18 protein-coding genes are annotated in these 25,817 nt (G+C 45.5%); 11 read left to right on the top strand and 7 right to left on the bottom strand.

All coding sequences use genetic code 11. The features are described 5' to 3' along the window. The first annotated feature begins 321 nt into the window (after positions 1 to 321). Positions 322 to 1,206, top strand: a complete 885-nt coding sequence (locus QUA16_RS25930) for an aspartoacylase (protein WP_333104395.1) — start codon at positions 322 to 324, stop codon at positions 1,204 to 1,206. Between the two features lie 80 nt (positions 1,207 to 1,286). Here QUA16_RS25930 and QUA16_RS25925 read toward each other — a convergent pair whose 3' ends face one another. Continuing rightward, complete coding sequence (locus QUA16_RS25925) at positions 1,287 to 2,003, bottom strand: phosphatase PAP2 family protein (protein WP_333104397.1); 717 nt, start codon at positions 2,001 to 2,003, stop codon at positions 1,287 to 1,289. A 160-nt stretch (positions 2,004 to 2,163) separates the two neighbouring features. Here QUA16_RS25925 and QUA16_RS25920 point away from each other — a divergent pair, with 160 nt between their 5' ends. Next, on the top strand, positions 2,164 to 3,243 hold the full coding sequence (locus tag QUA16_RS25920; RefSeq protein WP_333104398.1) for a M23 family metallopeptidase: 1,080 nt from the start codon (positions 2,164 to 2,166) through the stop codon (positions 3,241 to 3,243). A 141-nt stretch (positions 3,244 to 3,384) separates the two neighbouring features. Next, positions 3,385 to 3,966 carry a hypothetical protein gene (locus tag QUA16_RS25915; RefSeq protein ID WP_333104400.1) on the top strand — a complete coding sequence of 194 codons (582 nt, stop codon included), beginning with the start codon at positions 3,385 to 3,387 and terminating at the stop codon, positions 3,964 to 3,966. A 299-nt stretch (positions 3,967 to 4,265) separates the two neighbouring features. Here QUA16_RS25915 and QUA16_RS25910 read toward each other — a convergent pair whose 3' ends face one another. Continuing rightward, on the bottom strand, positions 4,266 to 4,499 hold the full coding sequence (locus tag QUA16_RS25910) for a hypothetical protein (protein ID WP_190662685.1): 234 nt from the start codon (positions 4,497 to 4,499) through the stop codon (positions 4,266 to 4,268). Between the two features lie 193 nt (positions 4,500 to 4,692). Here QUA16_RS25910 and QUA16_RS25905 point away from each other — a divergent pair, with 193 nt between their 5' ends. Next, positions 4,693 to 6,855: a flavin-dependent dehydrogenase gene (locus QUA16_RS25905; protein ID WP_333104402.1), complete on the top strand. Its 2,163-nt coding sequence runs from the start codon at positions 4,693 to 4,695 to the stop codon at positions 6,853 to 6,855. Positions 6,856 to 6,893: 38 nt separating this feature from the next. Here the strand turns inward: QUA16_RS25905 and QUA16_RS25900 are convergent, their stop codons facing one another. The 3 genes from QUA16_RS25900 to QUA16_RS25890 form a co-directional block, all read right to left on the bottom strand. Further along, positions 6,894 to 8,228, bottom strand: coding sequence for a hypothetical protein (locus tag QUA16_RS25900; RefSeq protein ID WP_333104403.1), 1,335 nt, complete (start codon positions 8,226 to 8,228; stop codon positions 6,894 to 6,896). A 271-nt stretch (positions 8,229 to 8,499) separates the two neighbouring features. Then, positions 8,500 to 9,162 (bottom strand): (2Fe-2S) ferredoxin domain-containing protein, encoded by a 663-nt coding sequence (locus QUA16_RS25895; protein WP_333104404.1) that lies wholly within the window; start codon positions 9,160 to 9,162, stop codon positions 8,500 to 8,502. 211 nt (positions 9,163 to 9,373) lie between these two features. Beyond that, positions 9,374 to 9,619, bottom strand: coding sequence for an Asr1405/Asl0597 family protein (locus tag QUA16_RS25890; protein ID WP_333104405.1), 246 nt, complete (start codon positions 9,617 to 9,619; stop codon positions 9,374 to 9,376). A 361-nt stretch (positions 9,620 to 9,980) separates the two neighbouring features. Here QUA16_RS25890 and QUA16_RS25885 point away from each other — a divergent pair, with 361 nt between their 5' ends. Next, positions 9,981 to 10,523, top strand: a complete 543-nt coding sequence (locus QUA16_RS25885; RefSeq protein ID WP_333104406.1) for a Dps family protein — start codon at positions 9,981 to 9,983, stop codon at positions 10,521 to 10,523. A 148-nt stretch (positions 10,524 to 10,671) separates the two neighbouring features. On the opposite strand, the gene chlP is transcribed toward QUA16_RS25885, so the two are convergent. Continuing rightward, complete coding sequence (gene chlP / locus QUA16_RS25880; RefSeq protein WP_333104407.1) at positions 10,672 to 11,892, bottom strand: geranylgeranyl reductase; 1,221 nt, start codon at positions 11,890 to 11,892, stop codon at positions 10,672 to 10,674. 222 nt (positions 11,893 to 12,114) lie between these two features. Here chlP and yidD point away from each other — a divergent pair, with 222 nt between their 5' ends. The 4 genes from yidD to QUA16_RS25860 all read left to right on the top strand — a co-directional run bounded on the left by yidD (position 12,115) and on the right by QUA16_RS25860 (position 14,040). Then, positions 12,115 to 12,645: a membrane protein insertion efficiency factor YidD gene (yidD, locus tag QUA16_RS25875; protein ID WP_333104409.1), complete on the top strand. Its 531-nt coding sequence runs from the start codon at positions 12,115 to 12,117 to the stop codon at positions 12,643 to 12,645. Positions 12,646 to 12,797: 152 nt separating this feature from the next. Further along, on the top strand, positions 12,798 to 13,190 hold the full coding sequence (locus QUA16_RS25870) for a hypothetical protein (RefSeq protein WP_333050108.1): 393 nt from the start codon (positions 12,798 to 12,800) through the stop codon (positions 13,188 to 13,190). Positions 13,191 to 13,230: 40 nt separating this feature from the next. Next, positions 13,231 to 13,623, top strand: a complete 393-nt coding sequence (locus QUA16_RS25865; RefSeq protein WP_333104410.1) for a hypothetical protein — start codon at positions 13,231 to 13,233, stop codon at positions 13,621 to 13,623. Positions 13,624 to 13,632: 9 nt separating this feature from the next. After that, positions 13,633 to 14,040, top strand: a complete 408-nt coding sequence (locus QUA16_RS25860; RefSeq protein WP_333104411.1) for a DUF6575 domain-containing protein — start codon at positions 13,633 to 13,635, stop codon at positions 14,038 to 14,040. Between the two features lie 653 nt (positions 14,041 to 14,693). On the opposite strand, the gene QUA16_RS37040 is transcribed toward QUA16_RS25860, so the two are convergent. Beyond that, the gene (locus QUA16_RS37040) at positions 14,694 to 14,798 is read right to left on the bottom strand and encodes an IS1/IS1595 family N-terminal zinc-binding domain-containing protein (RefSeq protein WP_445251657.1); all 105 of its coding nucleotides are present in this window, start codon (positions 14,796 to 14,798) and stop codon (positions 14,694 to 14,696) included. 203 nt (positions 14,799 to 15,001) lie between these two features. Between QUA16_RS37040 and QUA16_RS25855 the strand changes: the two genes are divergently transcribed. Then, positions 15,002 to 20,386: an AAA family ATPase gene (locus tag QUA16_RS25855; RefSeq protein ID WP_333104412.1), complete on the top strand. Its 5,385-nt coding sequence runs from the start codon at positions 15,002 to 15,004 to the stop codon at positions 20,384 to 20,386. A gap of 326 nt (positions 20,387 to 20,712) precedes the next feature. Continuing rightward, positions 20,713 to 25,817, top strand: a 5,105-nt coding sequence (locus QUA16_RS25850) for an AAA family ATPase (protein ID WP_333181443.1), incomplete at its 3' end; no start/stop codon positions are given.

The following is a 25,817-nucleotide window of genomic DNA, read 5'->3' as shown; positions in this document are numbered from 1 at the left end:
TTTAGAAGGTTTTTTTAGTTATTTAGTAGTGCACAAATTTAGGTATTTGTCAAATTAATTTAGATGCGTTTACCCTGATTTTATTCTGACATAAATTTTTGGATCGAGGCGAGAAACCTGGTTTCTATGAATTTTTTGGTTGGGTGACGAGAAATATCGAGAGAAACCCGGTTTCTGAGATGCACGCATGGGGCGAGGAGCCCGGTTTCTACAAGCTTTTAGTTGGGGAACGATAAATACACAAAGAAACCGCGTTTCTCAGGTTTGTTTTACCAACAGATGACAAAGGGTGATACGCTGGGGATAGGAATTTATTTGTCTATGAACCAAATTAAACATGTTGCCATAGTGGGAGGAACCCACGGAAATGAACTCACAGGAATTTACCTGGTGAAGAAATTCGATCGCGCGCCCGAGTTAATTGGGCGATCGACTTTTGAAACAATCGCCCTGCTAGCCAATCCCAAAGCTTGCGAAATCGGCACACGCTACATCGATATCGATCTCAACCGCTGCTTTAGAAAGCAAGATTTAGAAAATCCCCATCTCTCCAGCTATGAAGCGCTACGGGCTAAAGAAATCTACCGCATTTTGAGTTCAAAAAACACTCATCTGCCCAACTTAATTATCGATTTGCACAGCACCACATCCAACATGGGGCTAACATTTATTCTCGCCAGCCATCATCCATTTAACCTGCAACTAGCCGCTTATTTAAGCTCAGTGTATCCCCACATCAAGCTACTCGCTTCTACAACCAAGAATCATGATAGTCCTTTGCTGCGATCGCTTTCGGTATTAGGTGGTACGCTGGAAATTGGTGCAGTGCCACAAGGCCTATTAGATGCCTCTTTATTTCAGCAAACTGAGCAAGTTGTCGGCACGATATTAGACTGCGTAGAAGCGTACAATCAAGGCACAATGCCTGCTGCAAAGAATCCCCTGACTATTTATCACACCATCAAGGCGATCGACTATCCCAGAAACGAGAACAGAGAAATTCAGGCAATGATTCATCCTCATCTGCAATCCAGAGATTATCAAGCCCTAAATCCCGGCGATCCGATGTTTTTGACCTTTGATGGTGAGTCGGTCTTATATGAAGGTAAATCAACCGTTTATCCAATTTTCATTAACGAGGCAGCTTACTACGAAAAAGGAATTGCCATGTGTTTTACCCAAAAGCAAATAATTGTTAGTTATTAGTCATTAGTCATTAGTTGTTAGTCATTAGTTGTTAGTTGTTAGTCATTAGTTGTTAGTTGTTAGTCATTAGTTGTTAGTTGTTAGTCATTAGTTATTTCTTTAGAAGAGGGATCTGGTGACAAAAACTCCTCTTTAGAAGCCGTAGTCAAAGAACGCAATTCCTTCCATATTTCCAAAGTGATAATACAGGTAATCAGCCACACCACACCAGCCGTATAACCGGCAATAACATCGGTAGGCCAGTGAACTCCTAGATAAAGCCGACTCAAACCAATAGCACCGATTAACACAACTGTCAAGATGTAAATCCACCAGCGCTGCTTGGGAAAGCGCGAACCCAAGAAATATCCTAACAAACCGTAAATAACCATTGAAATCATCGCGTGTCCGCTAGGAAAACTGTAAAATTTCACATCAACCGTGCGCTCCCAAAGTTGAGGTCGAGCGCGCGCAAAAAGTTTTTTTAACAGTAGGTTTAAACCGACTGCCCCTGCGCCGGTAACTGCAATCGTTGTGGCTTCGGAGCGATGTTTGCCCACCCACAAGATAATACCCAAACTCACGCTCAGCCCTAGCAGCAAATTTGGCTCCCCCAAAGATGTAAAGGCGAGCATGATGCGATCGCGCAGCGGAGTGTGAAGGCTCCTAAGATACAGTAAAATAGATTTATCGAAAGCGTAGGTTTCCTTTTCCAAAACCTCTTCGGCAAGGGTGGCAAATCCCCACATCGCCAAAGCAGCAACAGCAAGCCCGGCCAGGCGAATTATCGAAATGAGCGATCGAATTTTAGAGCGCATTCTTCAAGTAATTAAAATTTTCAAATTTCCAAGTGACAATAATACAACAAGTATCGGAAACGAAAACGCCTTACCGATCGTCACGATTCTTGAGCAACTCTATTCTGAATGATTAAGTGATTTTTCACTACCCACCTCAGCTTTTACATCCAACCGACGAATGACTATACTATCAAAAAAACACATTTCTGCAATTTTGTTGATCGTGGGGTTGACAAGTCTTTCTAGTTGTGCTAATAACAGCGGAGTAAGTGCCCCGATCGCCGAAGCCCACACGATCGCCCAGCGTCTCGTTTCTTCCGCAGTCGCGCAAAAGCCCAACAACCCGCAATTCGGCCAGCCGATCGACTGTAACCTAGGCAAAGACTGTTTTGTATTGCTGTATTTCGATCGAGAACCCGGCCCCACCGCCGTCGATTTTGGCTGCGGGCGCCAAACCTACGACGGCCACGACGGCACAGACTTTGCCATTCCCGACGCCAAAGCAATGGCAAAAGGAGTTCCAGTTATTGCCTCCGCTGCAGGCAAAGTTTTGCGAGCACGAGATGGTGTGGTCGATCGGCGTTTACAGAACGATACAGACAAAGCCACCATCGCAGGCACAGAATGCGGCAACGGCATGGTAATCGACCACGGCGGTGGTTGGGAAGCCCAATACTGCCACCTCCGCAAAGGCAGCGTTGCCGTCAAACCGGGTACGCAGGTACAAAAAGGCACTGTTTTGGGCATGGTGGGAAACTCTGGGATGGCATCTTTCCCCCACGTACACGTAACTTTTCGCTATCAAGGCAAACCCGTAGATCCGTTTGTCGGGCCCGACGCGAAGGTAGGCTGCAACATCGCCCGCAATCCAATTTGGGACAAACCTCTAGACTATATTTCCACAGGTTTAATTCGGGCTGGTTTTGCCAATAAGCCACCCGATATGAACGCTGTCTGGGAAGGACAATTTTCAGAGACTCAACTCCCTGCAAACAGTCCAGCTTTGTTGTTTTGGGTGCAAAGTTACGGAGTGCTCAAGGGCGATCGCGAACAATACAAATTATTTGCACCCAACGGCACCACCATCGCCGATCAGACCAATGAAATTAAAGCCCCCAGCCGTACTTGGTTGGGTTATGTCGGCAAAAGAAACAGTACAAATTCTCCTCTGACTCCCGGAGTTTGGCGGGCCGAATATCGGTTGATGCGGGGCGATCGAGTTTTGACAGAAGTCAAGCGAGAAGTTGAGTTGCGTTAGTGGCTAAGTTACTCATACCAAATTCCTTTGAAAACGAGCATCAAATATGTTAAAATACAAACAATATTTTTTCATTTTTGATGGTCAAGTTTTCCTTGCCTCCTAATAAAAATGTCATACAGCCAATTTACCAACCTAGAAATGATTGAAACCAACTTTGGCATAACCATTGCTGACAAAGTTGGTATTTTTGCCGATTTACCCGACGCCGAGTATAGCGAGCTTCTCAGCCAAACTCTGCAAGAAAACATTTCTTTGGCTTTAGCAATTAATACCGAAAAAGCTCGCTCAGAATTAATTGTCACACCTATTTTAGTAGAACTTAGAAAACAGTTTAAGTATCAAATTAGCTTTTTTTCGGGCAAAGAGTTTAATGTAGATTTAGAAAAAGGATTAACTGGTTTCTGTGACTTTCTGATTAGTCGTTCTCCCGAACAACTGCTAATAAAAGCCCCGGTTGTCGCCTTGGTTGAAGCTAAAAATGATAATATCCAAGCTGGACTTCCACAATGTATGGCAGAAATGATTGCAGCTCAAATCTTTAATGAAAGAAGAAACAATAATATTTCCGAAATATATGGGGTTGTCACAACAGGGACAAATTGGAAATTTTTACGGCTTAGCAATCAAATTATGGAAGTCGATCTAAATGATTATTTCATTGATAATATTAGTCAAATTATTGGCATTTTAAAATATTTAATAAATGCGGCGAACCTCTGAAAGTCAAACTAAGCTGTTGTGCATTTAAATTGTATATTTCGAGTCCCGATCAAAAATCGTCAAATCCTCTCCCCTTCTCCCCTTCTCCCCCTCTCCCTCTCTAATACCATAGGCAATCTAAATGCAACACAGCTTATCTTGAAACGCATTTGCGTTTATCTGCGGTTTTCCGATTAAAGATTTATGCAATAAGTCTATAATTTTTACACTATCGCAAATTATACCGGACAATATAGCTGTCATCAGCTTATTGTCGCCGGCTCGATCACGTTGGGAAGAATGCTTTGGATGTTGACAATTTAGGGCAAATTGTTCCAAGCTTGAGCCACAATGTCGCTCAGCCATAGCCTCTGAGCAAAATCGAGCAGATTGTCGTCGGCTAGTACCTCAGCCTTCAATTCATCCAAAGACTGAGATCGCGATCGAGCTATTTGAATCACACCCGCGATCGCCGACGCCACCAATTCTTCATTCAGCGGCTGCTGTCGCAAAGCAATCATTTCTTGAGGATTCGTAGGAATGGGATAATTCATGAGATTGCATACCGAAAGGAGTAGATATTCAGCCACTGCGGGCCAACCGAGAGCAAGAGCGATCGAAAACCTAAAAATCTGAGAACATTGTAAACTTATTTAAAACTCAATAAGTATTCGGGAGTATAGCCTACTTTGCTCCCTTGTCAACTCCCCCATCTTTATTAATTTATTCAGCATTGAGAGCCTAATCATGCAAGAAATTCTTTATCTAGAAGTCCCGACACCGGATACAGCAGCCGTCTGCACTTGGTTGCAGCACGAATTCGATCCCGGAATCGGAGAAAAAATTATTACTGCTGACGGCTTTCGCCTGCTTTCACCAGCCACAACAGCCGAGGTTCAGAAGTCTGGAACTCAAAATGCCAATCCAAAACCCGCCTTGGCTGACACCAATTCAGGAAAGAAAAATAGGCGATCGACAGAACTTTCCACCTTTGTCTGGTCACTGCAACGCACCACTTATTTAAAAGTCTTTCGTGTAGAAGAGGCGCCGGCTGGAGAAAGAAAGTTCCTGGAAGCTCTGAATCTTGCTGTGAGAAACAAGTTTCCCGATCGCTACCGGGAACCCCCTGTCATAGACCTGTCCAAACAGTCAATTTTTGAGGCTCTTGCCCCCTATTACCCCTTGACCGTCAAATACTTCCAAAAAATGCCTCAAGGCGAATACGACCTCAAGCGCGTCTACTGGTGGGAACAGCGTTGGCGCGAAGGCACTCGCAATCCTCAAACGCCAAAACAAGTAGTGTTTTTGAAGGAAGAGGGTTCGGCAACGCATTCTGTAACGGATTTAACGGATGTAACCGATGTTAAGAAGAAGGTAAAAAGTACAGTTTCGGTGTCTGATGCTGGCGATACTTTTTACGACTTAATTTATATTGGCGGGGCCTTGGGAGTGATTCACGCCGCAGTCATGGCGAGATTGGGCTACCGCGTGCTGCTAGTTGAGCGAATGCCTTTCGGGCGGATGAATCGCGAGTGGAATATTTCGCGGGATGAAATTCAAAGCTTAATTGATTTGGGTTTATTTACTGCGGCAGAAATCGAAACTTTGATTGCCAGAGAATACAAAGATGGCTACAACAAGTTTTTTGATGCTAACAATCCGCTCGTGGCTAAAGCGCCCGTTCTGCACACACCCAAGGTACTAAATGTAGCTTTGGACGGAGAGAAATTGCTGAATTTAGCGGGAGTGAAGCTAACAGAAGCTGGCGGGGAAATCTGGGACGAAACTGAGTTTATCAGAGCCGATGTTGAAGCAGAAAAAGTAGTAGTTCAGGGCCGCCACTTGCCGACAAAAGCCGATCGCACTGCATTAGGACGGCTGTTGGTGGATGCAATGGGTTCGGCTTCTCCCATCGCTTGGCAATTGAACGAAGGGCGGACTTTTGACAGCGTTTGTCCGACAGTGGGAGCAGTCATCGACGGAGGATTTGAGCCGGGAATATGGGATTCCGATTACGGGGATGTACTCCACACTCACGGGGACATTTCCCGCGGACGCCAGCTCATTTGGGAGTTGTTTCCCGGCGCCGGCACAGAACTGACAGTTTATCTATTTCACTACCACCAAGTACATCCAGAGAATCCCGGTTCTTTGCTGGAAATGTACGAAGATTTTTTCGCAATTTTGCCGGAATACCGCCGCTGCGATGTCGATAAATTGGTTTGGAAAAAACCGACCTTTGGTTATATTCCGGGGCATTTTAGCAGCAACAGCAGCGATCGCTCCGTGGCGATCGATCGCCTAGTCTCGATCGGCGACGCAGCATCCTTGCAATCTCCCCTCGTTTTCACAGGCTTCGGCTCTCTTGTCCGCAATCTTTTCCGCTTAACAGACCTGTTGGATACAGCATTAAAGCACAATTTGTTGACGGCAAATCACTTAAACCAAATTCGCGCCTACCAGAGCAATATTTCAGTAACTTGGCTATTTTCTAAAGGCATGATGGTTCCTACCGGCAGCAGTTTGCCACCCCAAAGAATTAATTCAATGCTCAATACCTTTTTCGGTATTTTGGCAGCACAAAAACTCGCCGTCGCCGAAACTTTTATTAAAGATAGAACCGACTGGCTAACTTTCAATCGACTGGCGATCGAAGCAGCCGGAAAAAACCCTTCTCTCCTTTTGTGGATTTTAGATTTTGTCACCTTGGGGGATATTTGGCGCTGGCTGGGAAGTTACTTGAATTTTACTCTGCTGGCGTTGGCCAGTTTGCTGTTCGGATGGCTTCCCAGCTTCGCCCGCAGGGTACAGCCTTGGTTGGAGCCCCGGTATCCGGCTGTTTGGCTGTGGCTGTTGGCTACCAGCTATGCTCTCACCTACGGCATGGGAAAGGGGAGAAAAGAGTGTTGAGTTTTGAGTTTTAACTCAAAACTAGCAACTTCAGTTCGCTATCGAAAACTCGGCAATTCAATTTCAGCTAACGATCGACGTTTTTTAGAAGCCCGCAGCGGACTGGCAATCAAGCTCAGCCAGTCTGGTTGGGGGACTGCTGTAGGTTTTGCCACACTCGATCGCACTTCTTGAATGCCAAAGGTTTCAACAGAGTTCAAAATTTGAAAAGCCCTAGCCAATTCTTGGGCCTCCACTTTGGTAGCAGTTTCGGCGGGTTCAGACTCAGCCATCGGCAGTTCAGGTTCCGCAACCGGTTCGGCCGAGTCAGTTGCCGGCTCATCAGGCTGGTAGGTTTCGCTCTTCTGCAATTGAATGCCGGATACTTCGGCTAATTTGTTGAGTTCCAGATTGGCTGGGGCTTCAGACTCGATCGCCTCGACAGCAGCGACTACCTCTGGAAGCTCTTCTGGTTCCGACCAAGGTTGGACAGGGGAAGCGTTGAAGGCTGGCGGCACCGGCATCTGAGAGCTTTTGACCGCCGCGAGCAAAGATTCTAATTGTGCGCTGGCGGTGTCCAGATTATTGTCAGGCGGATCGAGCCTCGGCGACTTTACCTGCGGCCTGTCCAAACTTCTTTCCAAGGCAGCTTTGAATTGCAGAGTGTGGCGCTGCTGGCGGTGCAAGCGGGCTCGTAATTCCCTGCAAATATTTTCTGTGGCTACTAACTGGTGTAACTGTTCGTTGTAGCGCTGCACAGTAGACGCACATTCTCGCTCAACAGTCGCTAGCCTGACTTGGCTGGTTGCCAACTGACTTCTTAAACTTTCGACTAAAATTTCTTGACTTTGGAGGGTTTGATGGGAAACTTCCACTTTGCCAAACAGCCGCGTCAATTGTTCTTGAGTCTTTTCGAGTTCTGCAGTCCGCTGTTCTAGCAAAGTTTCGCGATTCTGCAAGGTTTTTTGGGACTCTTCGAGAGCTGTTTCTAGTTGCGCGATGCGCTGCAAAAGGTCGCGGTTGCATTCATGCAGCGCTTGCATGAGGGTGACTGGGGTCGATCCTTTGCCCTTGGCCTGTTCGGCATTCCCAAGCATATTTTTTAGATTCTCTGAAATCGGGGGCGAGCCCGCCTCAGTCGGCTGTGTCGGAGATTGCGAATTTTTTGTTTCCGGTGTTGTGGGAATTGCATCTACGCTGATGGCGTTGGGAAAATCTACTGTTTGCCAGTCTTCTTCTGGCTGTTGGGGAACCGTTGCGGGAGTGTCTGTCGCATGGGGGGCGATCGGCTCAAAACCCCCAGTAGCAGCAAAATCTGACTGAAATGGTTCGGTATCGGATGGAACAGCAGGGTGCGGTTGGTGCTGATGGGCTCGAAGATCAGCTTCTGACATGGCTTTTTATCCCAATACTCACAGGGTCTCAGATACAGTCTATCCTTAGAGATTCTACAGAAGGAAGCCCCTCAGTGATAGTTTTGGCCTTTTTCCTATTTTTTCGGACAATAACCTCTGAATCGAGTGGCGCGATCGATCGAACTACAACCCGAATTCAAATTAAGGCGTAAGATGCGCCTGCGATCGCCCTACAGACGTGAGTTTTGGCCCAGAGTCCAAAATAATTTTCCCCGATCTCTAACGCACTGTTGCGGCATCCGGGCGATCCCTAAGCTTTAACAACTGCACAATGTTTGTCAATAATTGCTGGAACTTCTGCCGGTGCAATGCGGCTGTAGCGAGTTTTGTCCGGCATCACAACTATATTTGGGCCTGCTTTACACTGTTTGAGACATCCGGTTCCCTGTACTGTCACTTGGTCTTCTAAACCGCGCGCATTCAAAGCATTTTCTAAAGCTTTACAGACTCCTCCAGCGCCCCGCTTCAGGCAGTCTGATTTTTGACATACTAATATTTTGGTTTGGGTTTTTGCCGGAGCTTTTACAGTTTGAGCTGCTGTGGGAGAGCTGACTTCAGTTTTAGCGATCGCGCGATCGTCCGATGTCAATACCCCAACAGGCACATTGGTGGAGTCAAGGTGTTGGTGCGATCGATCGTTGTTACCCTGAGCTAGCTTGAGGCTGCGAGCTTTAAGTTTTATTTTACCGTTTTTCAAGTTGAGTTCTTTCTCACCTACAACTTGAACTCTCAACCCCGGTGTCAAAATAGGTAACAGAAATGACCGCAATTCCTTGCACAGTTTAACAAGATATTCTACTCCGCGATCGTTGCTAATTCGCAAATATTTAAGTTTACAGCCATCTTCAATAATCAGGCCGAGGATTTCTCCCTCTAAGTTGAATTCGGAAACTTGCTTGCCAGACTTATACATTGTTATAACTCCTTTAAATCCGTTACATCTGAGATATTGCACCATTCTCAATTAGCCGTAGGGGCGGGTTCGCCAACAGCCTTAAAGCTTGCAAATAGGTTCTATAAACCCGCCCGATCCCACGAAAAATCCTCTTATTGAGATTGCTGCAAGATGTCAGTTACATCCGTTACATCTTCTACACTGCTCGTTGCCGAACTTCCTTCTACCTTTACCCAATTTGCCAGCAGTATTCCAGCCACTGCACCAGTTCGCATCGAGGGGCACTGACTTGCCTCAACACGCTCATTAACTGAGCAGCTTGTTTAACAGTGTTGACTTTTGCCCGCAAAGGTTGGTCAACCGCACACCAGCAGGGAATTTCTAGTTCTTGCAAGCGTTTGTAAACTTGCCACCTATCTAGCCAACTCACTTGCACAATGTCACAAACTTCTAATTCTGGATCTGCTGGATTCATTTTTTGACAACAGTAATAATTTGCATTAATTTTTACCCTGACTGGTAGCGGGTAGAAGTTAAAAGCCAGATTTCAGCAGAACATCAAGGATTATCAAAAGCCCTTCCTGAAAAATTCTGCCTTTTGCCCTCTGCCTTCTGCCTTCTGCCTTCAGAAGGTTCGCCCCACTTTCAGGAAGCGTTCAGAACGAGAATCTTTTTAAGCATAACCCAACTGCTAATAATTCTCAATAGGTTTAGAAAAAAATTTTCCTACTGTACAAAATCTTCCACTATGGAGGTAGACCCTGCTTGACTGGTAAATCTAGGGTGCTAGACTGACTCTATTGGCAACAAAACTGCCTATTGAGAGGAGAACACACATGGCCCAGACTCAGAGTGCATTGAGACCATTTGGCCACATAGCTGAAAACCCAGTTCTACTGGAACATTCAGTCACAGCACCGATTTGTGAAGGGATGAACGCGCTGCTGGCCAGTTTCCAGGCTCTATACCTGCAATATCAAAAACATCATTTTGTGGTGGAAGGGGCAGAATTTTACTCCTTGCACAAATTCTTTGAAGAAAGCTACGGAGAAGCTCAAGATAGCGTCCACGAGTTGGGCGAACGGTTAAACGGGTTGGGCGGCATACCAGCAGCTACCTTTAGCAAGTTAGCTGAGTTGTGCTGTTTTGAGCCGGAAGCCGACGGCGTATATTCCTGCCGCCAAATGCTAGAACACGATTTAATTGCGGAACAAGCTATCCTCGGTTTGCTGCGCCGTCAAGCAGGACAAGCAGAAAGTTTGGGCGATCGAGCTACCCGCTACCTCTACGAAAAAATCCTGCTAAAAACAGAAGAGCGGGCTTACCACATTTCCCACTTCCTCGCCCCCGATACCTTAGTGCAGTTGAACTTGAACTAACAATTCTTCTTCTTCCTCTTCCTTAGCACAGGTGGCACAGGCGTCTCGCCTGTGAATTTTGACAGTTCGTTATCTTAGATCGAAAAAAAAGCGAGCAGTTTTGTGACTGCCCGCTTTTTTTATACAAAGTGCGTTTATCCGCAGGGAATTAAGGCGCTAAAGCATTCCCACGCAACAAGCTACCAATGGTTTTCGCCGTAATCTTCATCTGAATGAAGGGATTAGCCGGTACCACGGTTTTATACAAGTAGCTATCGAATGTGAGTTTCTGCACATCGCGATCGGCACACATTTCCACAAAAGCTTCGCGGGTAGCGTCGGAACGGTAGAACACGCGCTGCAAAATGTCGAGAACTTTGTAAGTAATGCCGTAGGCTTTATCCCACCGCTTCAGGTAAAGCTTGATTTCCTCTTCAGTCGGAATGCGCGCGCCTTTATTGGAAATCTCCACAATAGTTTCGGCGCACATCCGGCCCGACTTGGCGGCAAAATAGATACCTTCGCCAGAAGACTTGGTAACGTAACCTGCAGCGTCGCCTACGAGAGCAACTCGGCCGACAACCCGGCGGGGACGCGGATGTTCCGGGATGGGGTGAGCTTCCACTTTAATAATCTCACCGCCCATCAGTTTTTTGGCAGCGCGGGCGCGGATGCCTGCTTGCAGCTTTTTGATACTGGCTTGATTGACTTTCATCGTGCCGGTGCCGACGGCTACGTGGTCGTATTTGGGGAACACCCAAGCGTAGAAGTCGGTAGATACGTCATCGCCGACGTACATTTCGGCTAAGTCGTGGTAGTAAGCCATTTTATCTTCCGGCAGGCGGATGCGCTCTTGGAAGGCGATCGCATAATTGTAGTCGCCAGCGTCGATCGCCTTTGCTACGCGGGAGTTAGCGCCGTCAGCCCCAATTACCAAATCCACTTTCAGAGTTTTCTGAATACCCATTGCGCTGCCGTCGGAGTGGTCGGCATAGTGGAGAGTGTAGGGGTCTGTATTGTTGCCGGGAATTTCTAATTTGTGAACGGTGCCGTTAATCAGTTTTGCACCCAAGGAAGCGGCGCGATCACGCATGAAGCCGTCGAGCACTTCGCGGCGGCACATACCGATGTATTCGTGTGCGTTTTCAATATTGATGTCCACCTCGACGTTGGAGGGGGAGATCATTTTCATTTTTCTGACTTGGCGGTCAATAATACTTTGCGGCAAGTCAAATTCGCTGACCATGCACAGGGGAATCGCCCCACCGCAGGGTTTGGCGTTGTCTAATTTACGCTCGAATAGGTATGTTTCGATGCCTGCTTTTACCAGTGTTTCGGCGGCGGAAGAACCCGCAGGGCCTGAACCTACTACTGCAACCCTTAGTGTCAAAGCTTTTCTCTCCAGTTTTTTTCTATAGGCATTACTCAGGTGTGATGGTATCACGGACTTGGGATGCAGTGGCGTGAAGCAGGGGAGATTTCAATGAAATGAAACAGAGCTTAACAGTTCGATACGAAAATAGGCATCGCGCGAGGGATGGGGCGGGGGGAATTGTTGAGCTGTTGGTTGTAGTTTTTCGCAGGAAGGAAATACCTAACGTATGAGAAACCAATGCAAACGCCTATCTTTGATGCAGCCCTCCGACAATTAGCTGTAGCTTCTATTAGCGGATACCAGAAACACATCTCGCCGAGAAAAGGGTTTTCTTGCGCTCACCGAGTGCTGTACGGGGGGGAGTCTTGCTCGCAGTATATCAAGGGCGCGATCGCAAAATTCGGCTTGTTTGGGGCGATCAAAGCATCGCGCCGCCGGTTTGCGGCTTGCAAGCGCGCGAATCACATCTTGAAAGCCCGGTTTAGCAGTGAATCTGGCAGTGACGACTCCAATTTCGAGGGTAACGATGAACCAAAATCCGATCGACCAAAATCTCAGGGGAAAACTCCTCGCAGAAGCTCTCAGGGTGAAAATTACTGTATTGAAGGGCTAGATTGTGGAATCTCGGATTGTTCTGGACTCGATTGTAGTGGCGCGGATTGTTCGGGACTCGATTGTAGCGGCGCGGATTGTTCGGGACTCGATTGTAGCGGCGCGGATTGTTCGGGACTCGATTGTGGCGGCGCGGATTGTGGCAGTTGTTTCTAGTTTTACTCCCCAACCGCTCTCCAAATAGGTAAATTTTTTTTACTAAATGTAGGGGAATTTTCAGAGGGTGCGATCGCGATTGTCGATCGAACTCGGTGCAATTACGTTACATTTAAGTTACGTAAAGTTCCTATATAAAATTTCAAATTGCTATGCTCGGTAATTTTCAACAAAGCAACCTGCGGATTGAGCTTGAAGCTTCCGAAACAGCGATTAGAGACAGCTTGTTGCGTCCAACTCAATTGCAGCAGTGGCTGTGGCCGCAGCAGTTGTCTAGCGGTTTGCCGGAAGAATTTGCTCAAGGTTTGACCTTTACAAGTTGGCTGGGCCCCGTGGCAGTTCAGCATCACGTTGATATTGTTGAGCACAATTGTCTGCGGCTGTTATTGAGTCAGGGAATTGACGGATTTCACGAGTGGTATTGGGGCGATGGTTGGGTGCAGTCTCGGTTGGAGGGAGTGTCGTTGTTGCCGCTGAATTTGGGGCAAACGGCTAGTTTACTCCGGCTGCGGGAGTTTGTAGCCGGGAAGGGTAAGGGGAAGTAGGAAGTAGGAAGTAGAGCAACATCATCTAAAAGCTTATCGAATGCAGTGGCCCGATTGTTTCCCACCTGATTGCCCGCCAAACGACGCTAAAGAGCCGTGCGATCGAGTTTATCGCCTGATTCAACAAGATTCTGCAACGGCTGATGATTTTTTGACAGTCCGCCAACTTTACCCAAATCGACAATTTCCTGACAGCGAAAAAGAATGCCGTTCCTGTGCTCTCTCTGTTTTTACTTCAAGAGATGATGTGACAGTTAACCGCAGAACTGGTCGGTTTAAAAATATGAAAGTTGCTGTGGCAAATTTGACTCCCGATTCAGGACGAATCAAGCACACTCCCTCACCGGGTACTAAGAATTCTCACCACAGTTGGTGGGTTCCAGTTAACGTTGAAGCCTTGACTTTATTTGAAGCTGTTGATGTCACTGAGTGAGGTATAGTTATGAGCCTGCTTCCAGAGTCTACTCATTTAGGCAAATTGGAAATTATCGAGGTTTACGACTATTACGATGTACCGTGCCTATTTGCTTGCCGAAATGCGTCAGAACAGATATTTCTTGCAGTTTGGGCAAGTCAAACAAAAGAAATGGGAAGATGGTTTTATGTTCCCATGTCTATCGGTCGGTTTAAGCGGGTTCGGTCGGGAAGTATTGATATCCGAGATGCTTTTGTAACCGCTGAAGATGGTTTTGTTTATGAAGTTATCATCCCCTGCGACGATAGTTTTGACAGGGTGATAGCTGTTTCTTGCCAAGAACTAAATGATGAATGGCTTCCTATGGCTGGTGAATTGCTTGATTTTGGGGACGAACCTTTGCCGGCATTGTTTCAAAAGCAAGAGGTGAGTTGATTTTTTGGTAGTCCTGCATAGCAAGGAAAAATCCTAAATATTTTTACGGGTAAAAAGCGTTGTAATGATGATACATACCAGAATATCCCCGCATAATGGGAGAGCTTTGTAGATTAGGACAGACTCTTTTTTACAATTTATTACAACAATAGCGAGATATGCTTTGCCTCAGGGTGTTATTTAATCTTTCGATATCAAAAGTTGGGTCGGTATCTTTGCCGACAGGTTTGTGTCGCTGGGGAGCGAAAACTTTTTAGAGGTGGCCCCAAAATCTGTATAATAGACGGCACATTGTCTGTCCACTACTGGGAGGGAATCCCAAAAACCTTTAGCACCCATTTCAACTCGACTTCCTATATACACCCCTAGAATTTCTTTGCTTAAGGCATCAATTGGCCCGCTCTTTCCAGTGCTTGTTCCCCTTATTGCCTAAAAACGACTACATTTCATCACATTGGATCGTTAGCTTGCCTGGTTTTTTTGACTTTACTTGAACTTTCCGGGGGACTCATGCTAATTGTTGAAAAACAAGTATTGGAACCAGCGGGGGGACACCCTCGTGACTTTGACAATCGCGACTCAAGATATTTTTTCTAATAAAAGCCGATCGCTCAATTTTTTGTTTCTTCTGAAATCCTTTGATGTCTGGGGTTTTAAACAAACTGCCTGTGACAATCTCGACATTCAAAATTTTGCTTAGCGCTGGGGGTGGGACAATTTTTAACGATGTTTGGATAACCGAAACGGTGACAATTCATGGAGTTGAGAATTAACAAGGCTTAGGTACGTCGCATGATAACTCCTTACTCTTACTATGCCAGACCACCTGAAAGCCACTTCGCTGCCGAAAAACTAAGAGTGTGTTATAAAAACATAATTTGTTCCTTTCTAAAGCGCTATTCTCGATACAACGAACCGGGTGTGTTTTGACTTCGCGTTAATTTTTACCAGAAAAATAAATATGCTCTCCATTCCAGGTATTGCCGTCCAGAAGCTGCTTTACGAAAGTGCCAATTCTCTGGTTTACCGGGCGATTCGGGAAGCGGATCGCCAACCGCTCATCCTCAAACTGCTCAAAGAAAGCTACCCCACGCCTCAAGAATTGCTACGCTACCGCACCGAATACCGCATCACCCGAGAGCTGAAAGAGGCGGGAGTCGTGCAAGTTTATGAATTGCAAAAATACCAAAATAGCCTGGTGATTTTTGTGGAGGACTTTGGCGGGGAATCCTTGAAAATATGGATGCAGCAGCGAAAGTTTAGCCTCAAGGAGTTTCTGCAAATTGCGATCGCAGCCACTGAAACTTTAGGGCAAATTCACAGCGCCAACATTATCCACAAGGATATTAATCCTTCTAATATAGTATTCAATCCAACGACGGGGCAGCTCAAAATTATCGACTTTGGCATTTCCACTCAGCTAACGCGAGAAATGCCAACCCTGAAAAATCCCAAAGTTTTAGAAGGAACCCTCGCTTACATCTCGCCGGAACAAACTGGTAGGATGAATCGCTCTATCGATTACCGCACTGACTTTTACTCCCTCGGCGTCACCTTCTACGAATTGCTGACAGGAAAACTGCCTTTTGAGACAGAAGACGCTTTAGAGCTAGTTCACTGCCACATTGCCAGACAACCAGTTCCCCCGCACGAAATAAAGCCAGAAATTCCCCTAATTGTCTCGCAAATTGTCAGCAAGCTGATGGCAAAAAATGCGGAAAATCGCTATCAAACTGCATTGGGTCTCAAGCAGGATTTAGAAATGTGTCTGGTTCAACTACAAGAAACCGAGAGCATAGAAGAATTTGAATTGGGAACGCTGGATATTACAGACCATTTCCTGATTCCCGAAAAGTTATACGGCAGAGAAACAGAAGTTTTTAATCTATTAGCTGCCTTTGAAAGAGTTCGTAATGCTAGTGCCGAAATGATGCTAGTAGCTGGATTTTCTGGGATTGGTAAAACCGCAGTAGTGAATGAAGTCCATAAGCCGATCGCCCGACAGGGTGGCTATTTTATTAAAGGCAAATACGACCAATTTCAACGCAATATTCCCTTTAGTGCATTTGTGCAAGCATTTCGGGAATTGATGGGACAATTATTATCAGAAAGTGACGCTCAGTTACACAGATGGAAAACCCTGATTCTTACCGCAGTAGGCGAGAGTGGGCAAGTCTTGATTGACGTAATTCCTGAATTAGAACACATCATTGGCCCTCAAAGTCCTGCACTAGAATTGTCGGGGAATGCGGCCCAAAATCGGTTCAATCTGCTGATGCAGAAATTTGTGCAAGTATTTACCCAAGCAGAACATCCCTTAGTGATGTTTCTGGACGATTTGCAGTGGGCAGATTCGGCATCTTTGAAGTTATTACAACTATTGATGGAGGATACGGGGCATCTGTTAGTATTGGGTGCTTATCGGGATAATGAGGTATCACCAGCTCATCCGTTTATGTTGACTGTGGATGAGATTGTGAAGTCTGGGGCAGTGGTGAATACGATTACCCTGCAACCGTTGAGTTTAGCAGATATCAATCAGTTGGTAGCAGATACGCTGATTTGTGATTTATCTTTTGCTCAACCTTTGACAGAATTGGTTTATGAAAAAACTCAAGGTAATCCCTTTTTCTCGACTCAATTCCTCAAGGCGTTGCATGAAGATGGTCAAATTATTTTTAACCCCCCTCAATCCCCCCTTACCAAGGGGGCACAGAGGGGGGTACAAGGGGGGTGGCAGTGCGATATTAATCAAGTTAAATTTGCCGACGCCTCGGATGTGGTGGAGTTTATGGCGGCGCAATTGCAAAAGTTGCCTGCCGAAACTCAGGATGTTCTCAAACTGGCGGCTTGCATTGGGGCGCAGTTTGATTTAGATACATTGGCAGTAGTCAGCGAAGAATTACCAGAACAAACGGAATCAGCGCTGTGGAAAGCCTTGCAAGAAGGACTCATTTTAGTGATTTCAGAAGGCTATAACTTCATTCAAGCCGATGCTCAATCCCCCAATCAGTCTGTTCCTAATCCCACTTATAAGTTCCTGCACGATCGCGTCCAGCAAGCGGCTTATTCATTGATTCCCGACGACCAAAAACAAGCCACTCATCTGAAAATCGGACAGTTACTGCTACAAAGTTCTTCGGAGATAGAAACAGAAGAAAAAATCTTTGATCTTGTGGGGCATTTAAATCAAGGAATTGAGTTAATCAATCAATTAAGTGAACGCTCATCCTTAGCCCAACTCAACTTAGAAGCTGGACGTAAGGCTAGAAATTCTACCGCCTACGCAGCCGCAAATATATATCTACAAACGGGAATTGATCTACTGACACCTCATTGCTGGCAAACTCAATATGAATTGACACTAAATCTCTATGTTGCTGCTGCTGAAATTGCCTATTTGAATGGTGAGTTTGATGGTATGGAACAGATGGCAGCACTGGTTTTGCAAGAAGCCCAAACAATTTTAGATAGAGTTAAAATTTACGAAATTAAAATTGCCGCTCAGACAGCCCATAGCAAGGTGTTAGAAACGATCGCAGTAGCAAGAGAGGCACTCTTACTATTGGGGATTGAACTCCCTGCCGAACCTGATGAAGCCTTGATTGGCAAAGCGCTACAAGCCCTTGCGGGCCAAATAAGCGGTAGAAAGATTGAGGAATTAATTGACCTACCTGTGATGACAAATCCACAGACTCAGGCAGCTATGCAACTGTCTGGTATGTTGTTTCCACCCATTTTCCAGGGAATGCCCGGTTTGCTGCCCCTGCTGAGTTCGACGATGGTGAGTTTATCGCTTCAATTTGGGAATGCACCTGCATCGACGGTGGGTTATGCGATGCACGGCATGGTGTTGTGTGCCTTTTTACAAGAGGTGGAAACAGGCTATAGCTTTGGGCAATTGGCACTTTCATTGCTGGATAGGTTGAATGTACCCGAATTCAAGTCCACAGTTCTACTTTTGTTTGGTGGTTGGATTCAGCATCGCCAAGAATCTCTCTTGGCAACGATACCGACGCTGAAAGATGGCTATAGGTTAGGTATGGAAACCGGCGACTTTGTAGACGCTGGCTACAACATATATATTTGCTTTTATACTCATTTATTCGCTGGTGTAGAACTAGACACTTGGGAACCAGAAATAGCAAGTTACAGGGATGTCATGGCGCAGTTGAAACAATATTCTGCTGGGGTTTATTTAGATATGATTCAGCAGACGGTGCAAAACTTTAGGGAAAGCCATATTCGGCCGGATTTGTTAATAGGATCTGCCTACGATGAAACGGTGATGATTCCCAAGCACTATCAGGATAATGAATTCACGGCGATCGCCTGTGCCTGCATCTTCAAACTGCTGCTTGCTTACTGCTATGGCAATTACACGGCTGCCCTAGACCACATTTCCCAAGTGAAACAGTATTTGATGGGAGTATCTGGATCGGCTTTTGTTCCAATTTTTCATTTTTATGCAGCCCTGACGCACCTGGCACTTTTTCCCGCACAGCCAGCAATTGAGCATGAGCAAACTGAAATTATTGCCTTAGTGGAAACCCATCAAAGCACGCTGCAACAGTGGGCGCAAAATGCTCCGATGAATTATCTGCATAAATGGTATTTAGTGGAAGCAGAACGGCAACGGGTGTTGGGCAATAAAGCCGAGGCGATTGAAATGTACGATCGCGCCATTGCTGGAGCCAAACAAAACAAATATGTTAATGACGAAGCCCTAGGCAACGAACTAGCAGCCAAATTCTATGGGGAATGGGGCAAAACAAAAGTTGCTCAAGCCTACATATTTGAGGCGTATTATTGTTATGTTGAATGGGGAGCCACTGCTAAGGTAACGGATTTAGAAACGCGATATCCCCACTTATTCGCGGTAACTCAACCGGGAAGGAAAAACACTCAAACTACCGTAGCAATGACAACGACTGGTTCGGGTAATCACCTAGATATCACCGCAGTCATGAAGGCTTCTCAGGCGATTTCTGGAGAAATTATGCTAGATAAGCTACTGTCTAGCTTGATGAAAATTTTGATGGAAAATGCAGGGGCGCAACGAGGCTATCTGATTTTGTTAAGCCAAGGACAACTGTTCATTGAAGCTGAAGGGAAAATCGATGACGAACTCGTCACCGTGTTGCAGTCAATCCCCGTTGGAACCTGTCAAGAACTTTCCTCCGCAATTGTCAATTATGTGAGTCGAACTCAAGAAAGCGTGGTACTAGATGATGCTGCGCGATCGGGACAATTTACCAACGACGCCCACATCCGAAAGCATCAGCCCAAATCAATTTTATGTGTGCCGCTAATTAACCAATCTCAAATCATTAGTATTGTTTACCTAGAAAATAATTTGACAGCGGGAGCTTTTACCCCAGAAAGAGTGGAAATATTAAAAGTTTTATCTGGACAAGCGGCGATCTCAATTCAAAATTCTAAGCTTTATACAGAAGTACGCCAAAATGAAAGCAGGCTGGCTCAACTAAACAAAGCTTACGAGCGATTTATTCCCCATCAATTCCTCCAGTTTCTAGGGAAATCAAGTATTATTGATGTGGAATTGGGCGACCAAGTGCAGTTAGAAATGTCGGTGTTGTTTTCCGACATTCGCGACTTCACCACGCTTTCGGAAACTATGACGCCGGAGGAGAATTTCAAATTTATTAATTCTTATCTTTATCGCATGGAACCAATTATTAATGAAAATAAGGGGTTTATCGACAAATATATTGGCGATGCGATTATGGCGCTATTTAGCGGTGAGGCGGATAATGCGGTGAAAGCGGGAATTGCTATGCTACACCGTCTCGTTGAATACAATCAAATTCGCGCTAATTCGGGCTATTCACCTATTCAGATTGGGATTGGGATTAATACGGGTTCTTTGATGCTGGGAACTGTGGGAGGACCAAATCGCATGGACGGGACGGTAATCAGCGATGCGGTGAATTTAGCTTCTCGCGTAGAAAGTTTGACAAAAAATTATGGGGTGGCGCTATTAATTACCCAGCCAACTTATACGCGCCTGAAAAATCCATCCCAGTATGCAATCCGCACTATCGATACGGTAAAAGTCAAGGGAAAATCCGAAGCTGTGACGATTTATGAGGTGTTTGATGCTGACCCGCTAGCAATTAAAGATGGCAAGTTAGCTAGGCTGGAATTGTTTGCAGAAGCTAGGGCACTTTACTCGGGAGGGAAGTTATTTGAAGCGGCGCGGCTTTTTGATGAGTGTTGGCGTCAGAATCCGGGCGATCGCGTTGCTAAAATGTACTGGGAACGCTGTGAGTCTGCATTGTTGACTCGCACAAAAATCAAAGACAGGCTACACAATCTAAATTAAGCGGTTGCTATAGCTATCCTTGCAGGAATCCTAAATTTTTTACCCCACCCCAACCCTCCCCGAACTCGCGGGGAGGGAGTAAGAAATTCACAAATGATGGGAGGATTGCTATATACCTGACAATCAAAGCAAAAGTGCGATCGACTGCTGAGACACCCTACCAACTAGGCGATCGCAATCGGGGCTACCCCAAAGTATTTGCAGGCTGTTACCGGAAAAACTAAACATTTGTTACAAAAACAAAAATTTTTCGTTTCTAAGGCGCTATTGTATACAGAAAGCTGGTGCGTTTTGAGTTAGCTTTAATTTTTACCAAAAAAATCAATATGCTCTCTATTCCAGGCGTTGCCGTCCAGACGCTGCTTTACGAAAGTGTCAACTCTCTGGTTTACCGGGCGATTCGGGAAGCAGATAAAGAGCCAATTATCCTCAAACTGCTCAAAGAAAACTACCCCACACCTCAAGAATTGGTGCGCTACCGCACCGAATACCGCATCACCCAAGAGTTGAAAGAGGCTGGAGTTGTGCGAGTCTATGACTTGCAAAAATACCAAAACAGCCTCGTGATGTTTGTGGAGGACTTTGGCGGGGAATCCTTGACAATTTGGATGCAGCAGCGAAAGTTTACTCTGGAGGAATTTTTACAAATTGCGATCGCAACTACAGAAATTTTAGGGCAAATTCACAGCGCCAACATCATCCACAAAGATATTAACCCCTCAAATATTGTTTACAACCCGGAAACGAAACAATTAAAAATTATCGACTTTGGTATTTCTACTCAGCTAACGCGAGAAACGCCAACCCTGAAAAACCCCGACGTTCTTGAAGGAACTCTCGCTTACATCTCGCCGGAACAAACTGGCAGGATGAATCGCACTCTCGATTACCGTACTGACTTTTACTCCCTCGGCGTCACCTTCTACGAATTGCTGACAGGAAAATTGCCTTTTGAGACAAAAGATGCTTTAGAGATAGTTCACTGCCACATTGCTAGACAGCCAGTTCCTCCCCACGAAATCGAGCCAGAAATTCCCCTAATTGTGTCTCAAATTGTCAGCAAGCTGATGGCGAAGAATGCCGAAAACCGCTATCTAAGTTCCGTGGGAATCAAGCAGGATTTAGAAACTTGTCTTTTTCAATTGCAAGCGACAGGTAATATTGAGACGTTTACCTTGGGAACGCGGGATATTACCGACCGTTTCCTGATTCCCGAAAAGTTATACGGCAGGGAAACTGAAGTGTTTTCTCTATTATCAGCCTTTGAACGAGTCAGTACAGGTAGCGCCGAAATGATGCTAGTAGCTGGCTTTTCTGGGATTGGTAAAACCGCAGTAGTGAACGAAGTCCATAAGCCGATCGCCAGACAGCGGGGCTATTTTATCAAAGGCAAATACGACCAATTCCAGCGCAATATTCCTTTCAGTGCATTTGTACAAGCATTTCGGGAATTGATGGGACAATTATTATCAGAAAGTGACGCTCAGTTACACAGATGGAAAACCGTGATTCTCACCGCAGTAGGCGAGAGTGGGCAAGTCTTGATTGACGTAATTCCTGAATTAGAACACATCATTGGCGCTCAAAGTCCTGCACTAGAACTGTCGGGGACTGCCGCCCAAAATCGCTTTAATTTGCTGATGCAAAAGTTTGTGCAAGTATTTACTACTGCCTCACATCCATTAGTGATATTTTTAGATGATTTACAGTGGGCGGATTCGGCATCCCTGAAGTTGCTACAAGTGTTAATGCAGGATAGAGGGCATCTGTTGGTGTTGGGTGCTTATCGGGATAATGAGGTGTCCGCTGCACATCCGTTTATGTTGACGGTGGATGAAATTATTAAGTATGGGGCAGTGGTGAATACTATTACCCTGCAACCGTTGAGTTTAGCAGATATCAATCAGTTGGTAGCAGATACGCTGATTTGTAATTTATCCTTTGCTCAACCTTTGACAGAATTGGTTTATCAAAAAACCAAAGGTAATCCATTTTTCTCGACTCAATTCCTCAAGGCGTTGCATGAAGATGGTCAAATTATTTTTAACCCCCCTCAATCCCCCACCCCCCTTTCATCCCCCCTTACCAAGGGGGGACAGAGGGGGGTACAAGGGGGGTGGCAGTGCGATATTGCTCAAGCTAGACTTACCCACGCCTCGGATGTGGTGGAGTTTATGGCGGCGCAATTGCAGAAGTTGCCGGCCATTACTCAGGAGGTTCTCAAACTTGCGGCCTGCATTGGGGCGCAGTTTGATTTAGATACATTGGCAATAGTCAACGAAGAATTACCCGAACAAACGGCATCAGCACTATGGAAAGCCTTGCAAGAAGGACTCATTTTACCCATTACAGAAGGCTATAAATGCTTCATTCCAACAGATGCTCAATCCAATACTGAGTCTATTACCAATCCAACTTATCGCTTCCTGCACGATCGCGTGCAACAAGCTGCTTATTCATTGATTCCCAACGACCAAAAACAAGCCGCTCATCTCAAAATAGGACAATTGCTTCTACAAAATTCCTCCGAGAGCGAAACAGAGGAAAAACTCTTTGATATTGTGGGGCATTTGAATTTAGGAATTGAGTTAATCACTAGCTCGAATGAACGCGAAGCCTTAGCCCAACTCAACTTAAAAGCCGGACGTAAGGCAAGAAGTTCTACCGCTTACTCTGCCGCAACGGTGTATCTGCAAACAGGGATTGAGCTACTGAGGGCCAACTGCTGGCAAAGTCAGTATGAGTTGACCCTGAATCTCTATGTTGCTGCTGCCGAAGCCGCCTATTTGAATGCTGACCTTGAAAACATGGAACAGATGGCAGCACAGGTGTTGCAAGAAGCTAAGACGATTTTAGACAAAGTTAAAATTTACGAAATTTCAATTGTCGCCCAGACAGCCCAGGGCAAGCTGTTGGAGGCGATCGCAGTGGGCAGAGATGCACTCTTGCAACTGGGGGTTGAACTCCCTACCGAACCTGACGAAGCCAAGATTGGCAAGGCGCTACAAACCGTTGCCAGTCAACTCCAGGGAAGAAGGGTGGAACAACTGGTTGACTTGCCTGTGATAACTGATGCCAAGGCTCAGGCTGCCATGCCATTATTAGGAACGTTATATGCTTCCATCTTTATAGGAATGCCGAGTTCGATGCCCCTACTTAGCTCCACGATGGTAAGTTTATCGCTCTCCTTTGGGAATGCACCCGCATCAAGCGTGGGATATGCAATTCACGGTATGGTGTTGTGTGCTTTTTTGGGAGAAGTAGAAACTGGTCATGCCTTTGGCAAATTAGCGCTCTCATTGCTCGAACAATTTAATATGCGGGAATTCAAGTCCACCATTTTAGTTATGTTTGGGGGCTTTATTCAGCATTACCAAGAATCTTTGAGGGCAACGATACCTACGCTAAAAGATGGCTTTACGGCTGGCATGGAAACTGGTGATTTTCTACACGCTGGCTACAACATAAGTCTATACTTTTATGCCAACTTTTTCGGTGGGGTAGAACTAGACAATTGGGAACCAGAAATAGCAGATTACAGCGCTGTCATGGCGCAGGTAAAGCAATGTTCTGCCCAGACTTATTTGGATATGACGCGGCAGATGATGCAGAACTTAAGGGAAACGATAAGTCGGCAGGACTGCTTAATTGGAACTGCCTACGATGAAACGAGTATGCTTCCTAAGCATTATCAGGACTATGACCTCAATGGTATCGCTATAGCCTACATCTATAAACTGCTACTGGCCTACGTTTTTGGCAATTACCCTGCTGCCCTAAACCACATTGCTCAAGCCAAGCAGTATTTAATGGCAGTATCGGGAATGGTTTTTACTCCTATTTTTCATTTTTATGCAGCACTGACACACCTGGCACTGTTCTCCACACAGCCAGAAATTGAACAAACTGAAATTCTCGTCCAAGTGGAAATTTATCAAACTAATCTGCATCAAGGGGCACAAAATGCTCCCATGAATCATCTACATAAATGGTATTTGGTTGAGGCAGAACGCTATCGCGTTTTGGGCAATAAAGCTGAGGCTATTGAAATGTACGATCGCGCCATCTCCCTCGCTAAAGAAAATCAATTTCTCAACGAAGAAGCCCTTGCCAACGAACTCGCAGCCAAATTTTACCTAGAATGGGGTAAAGAAAAATTTGCCCAACTCTACATGATTGAGGCGTATTATTGTTATGTCCAATGGGGAGCCACTGCTAAGGTAACAGATTTACAAACGCGATATCCTCAGTTATTGAAACCAATTCAACCGGGAAATAAAAACACTAAAACTACCGCAACAGTGACCACCACTGGCTCGGCTAATAACTTAGATATCACCACAGTAATGAAAGCTTATCAGGCGATTTCTGGGGAAATATTGCTAGATAAGTTAATGTCTAGCTTGATGAAAATTTTGATGGAAAATGCAGGGGCGCAAAGAGGATATCTGATTTTGTCAACTCAGGGAAAACTGTTAATTGAAGCTGAAGGGACAATAAATTATGAAAAAGTTACCGTGTTGCAGTCAATCTCAGTGGAAAATTGTCAGGAACTTTCCTCCGCAATTGTCAATTATGTGGCCCGCACTCAAGAAAGCGTGGTACTAGATGATGCTGTCCGAGAGGGACAATTTACCAACGACCCCTACATTCAAAAGCATCAGCCCAAATCAATTTTATGTGTACCGCTGATTAACCAATCTCAAATCGTCAGTATTGTTTACCTAGAAAACAATCTCACAGCCGGAGCTTTTACCCCTGAAAGAGTGGAACTATTAAAAGTGTTATCAGGACAGGCAGCTATCTCGATTCAAAATTCTAAACTCTATACAGAAGTCCGCGAAAGTGAGAACAGGCTCACTCAATTCTTAGAAGCAATTCCAGTCGGGGTGTCAGTGCTGGATGCTTCTGGCAAACCTTACTATAGTAATCGCGTTGCTATTCAATTATTAGGTAAAGGAGTTATTCCTCAAGTTACCAGCGAGCAAATACCAGACGTTTATCAAATCTATCAAGCTGGAACCGAGCAGGAATATCCCTTTGCTGACTTGCCGATTGTGCGAGCGTTGAGGGGCGAAAGTGCCACCGCTGACGATATGGAAATCCACCAAGGCAACAAGATTATTCCGATCGAGGCTTGGGGTACTCCCATCTATGATGAAAAGGACAACATTGCTTATGCAATTGTAGCCTTTCAAGATATCACGGAGCGTAAAAAAGCCGAAACAGAGCGAATCAGATTTACCGCTGAACAGTTTCTACTCAACCAAGCTTACGAGCGCTTCGTTCCCAATCAGTTCCTCCAGTTTTTAGATAAATCAAGCATTATTGATGTGGAATTGGGCGACCAAGTGCAGTTAGAAATGTCGGTGTTGTTTTCCGACATTCGCGACTTCACCACGCTTTCGGAAACTATGACGCCGAAGGATAA

The sequence above is a fragment of the Microcoleus sp. S13_C3 genome, from assembly GCF_036700905.1.
Lineage (GTDB): Bacteria > Cyanobacteriota > Cyanobacteriia > Cyanobacteriales > Microcoleaceae > Microcoleus.
This window is presented reverse-complemented; position numbering and strand designations above follow the sequence as displayed.

Excerpts from the sequence above, each read along its gene's own strand:
- QUA16_RS25905 (WP_333104402.1), top strand. The coding sequence starts at position 4,693 with ATGCAAGAAATTCTTTATCTAGAAGTCCCGACACCGGATACAGCAGCC.
- QUA16_RS25855 (WP_333104412.1), top strand. The coding sequence starts at position 15,002 with ATGCTCTCCATTCCAGGTATTGCCGTCCAGAAGCTGCTTTACGAAAGT.
- QUA16_RS25925 (WP_333104397.1), bottom strand. The coding sequence starts at position 2,003 with ATGCGCTCTAAAATTCGATCGCTCATTTCGATAATTCGCCTGGCCGGG.
- QUA16_RS25900 (WP_333104403.1), bottom strand. The coding sequence starts at position 8,228 with ATGTCAGAAGCTGATCTTCGAGCCCATCAGCACCAACCGCACCCTGCT.
- QUA16_RS25890 (WP_333104405.1), bottom strand. The coding sequence starts at position 9,619 with ATGAATCCAGCAGATCCAGAATTAGAAGTTTGTGACATTGTGCAAGTG.
- QUA16_RS25895 (WP_333104404.1), bottom strand. The coding sequence starts at position 9,162 with ATGTATAAGTCTGGCAAGCAAGTTTCCGAATTCAACTTAGAGGGAGAA.
- QUA16_RS37040 (WP_445251657.1), bottom strand. The coding sequence starts at position 14,798 with ATGAATTGTCACCGTTTCGGTTATCCAAACATCGTTAAAAATTGTCCC.
- QUA16_RS25930 (WP_333104395.1), top strand. The coding sequence starts at position 322 with ATGAACCAAATTAAACATGTTGCCATAGTGGGAGGAACCCACGGAAAT.
- QUA16_RS25870 (WP_333050108.1), top strand. The coding sequence starts at position 12,798 with ATGCTCGGTAATTTTCAACAAAGCAACCTGCGGATTGAGCTTGAAGCT.
- QUA16_RS25885 (WP_333104406.1), top strand. The coding sequence starts at position 9,981 with ATGGCCCAGACTCAGAGTGCATTGAGACCATTTGGCCACATAGCTGAA.
- yidD (WP_333104409.1), top strand. The coding sequence starts at position 12,115 with ATGCAAACGCCTATCTTTGATGCAGCCCTCCGACAATTAGCTGTAGCT.
- QUA16_RS25860 (WP_333104411.1), top strand. The coding sequence starts at position 13,633 with ATGAGCCTGCTTCCAGAGTCTACTCATTTAGGCAAATTGGAAATTATC.
- QUA16_RS25865 (WP_333104410.1), top strand. The coding sequence starts at position 13,231 with ATGCAGTGGCCCGATTGTTTCCCACCTGATTGCCCGCCAAACGACGCT.
- QUA16_RS25920 (WP_333104398.1), top strand. The coding sequence starts at position 2,164 with ATGACTATACTATCAAAAAAACACATTTCTGCAATTTTGTTGATCGTG.
- QUA16_RS25910 (WP_190662685.1), bottom strand. The coding sequence starts at position 4,499 with ATGAATTATCCCATTCCTACGAATCCTCAAGAAATGATTGCTTTGCGA.
- QUA16_RS25915 (WP_333104400.1), top strand. The coding sequence starts at position 3,385 with ATGATTGAAACCAACTTTGGCATAACCATTGCTGACAAAGTTGGTATT.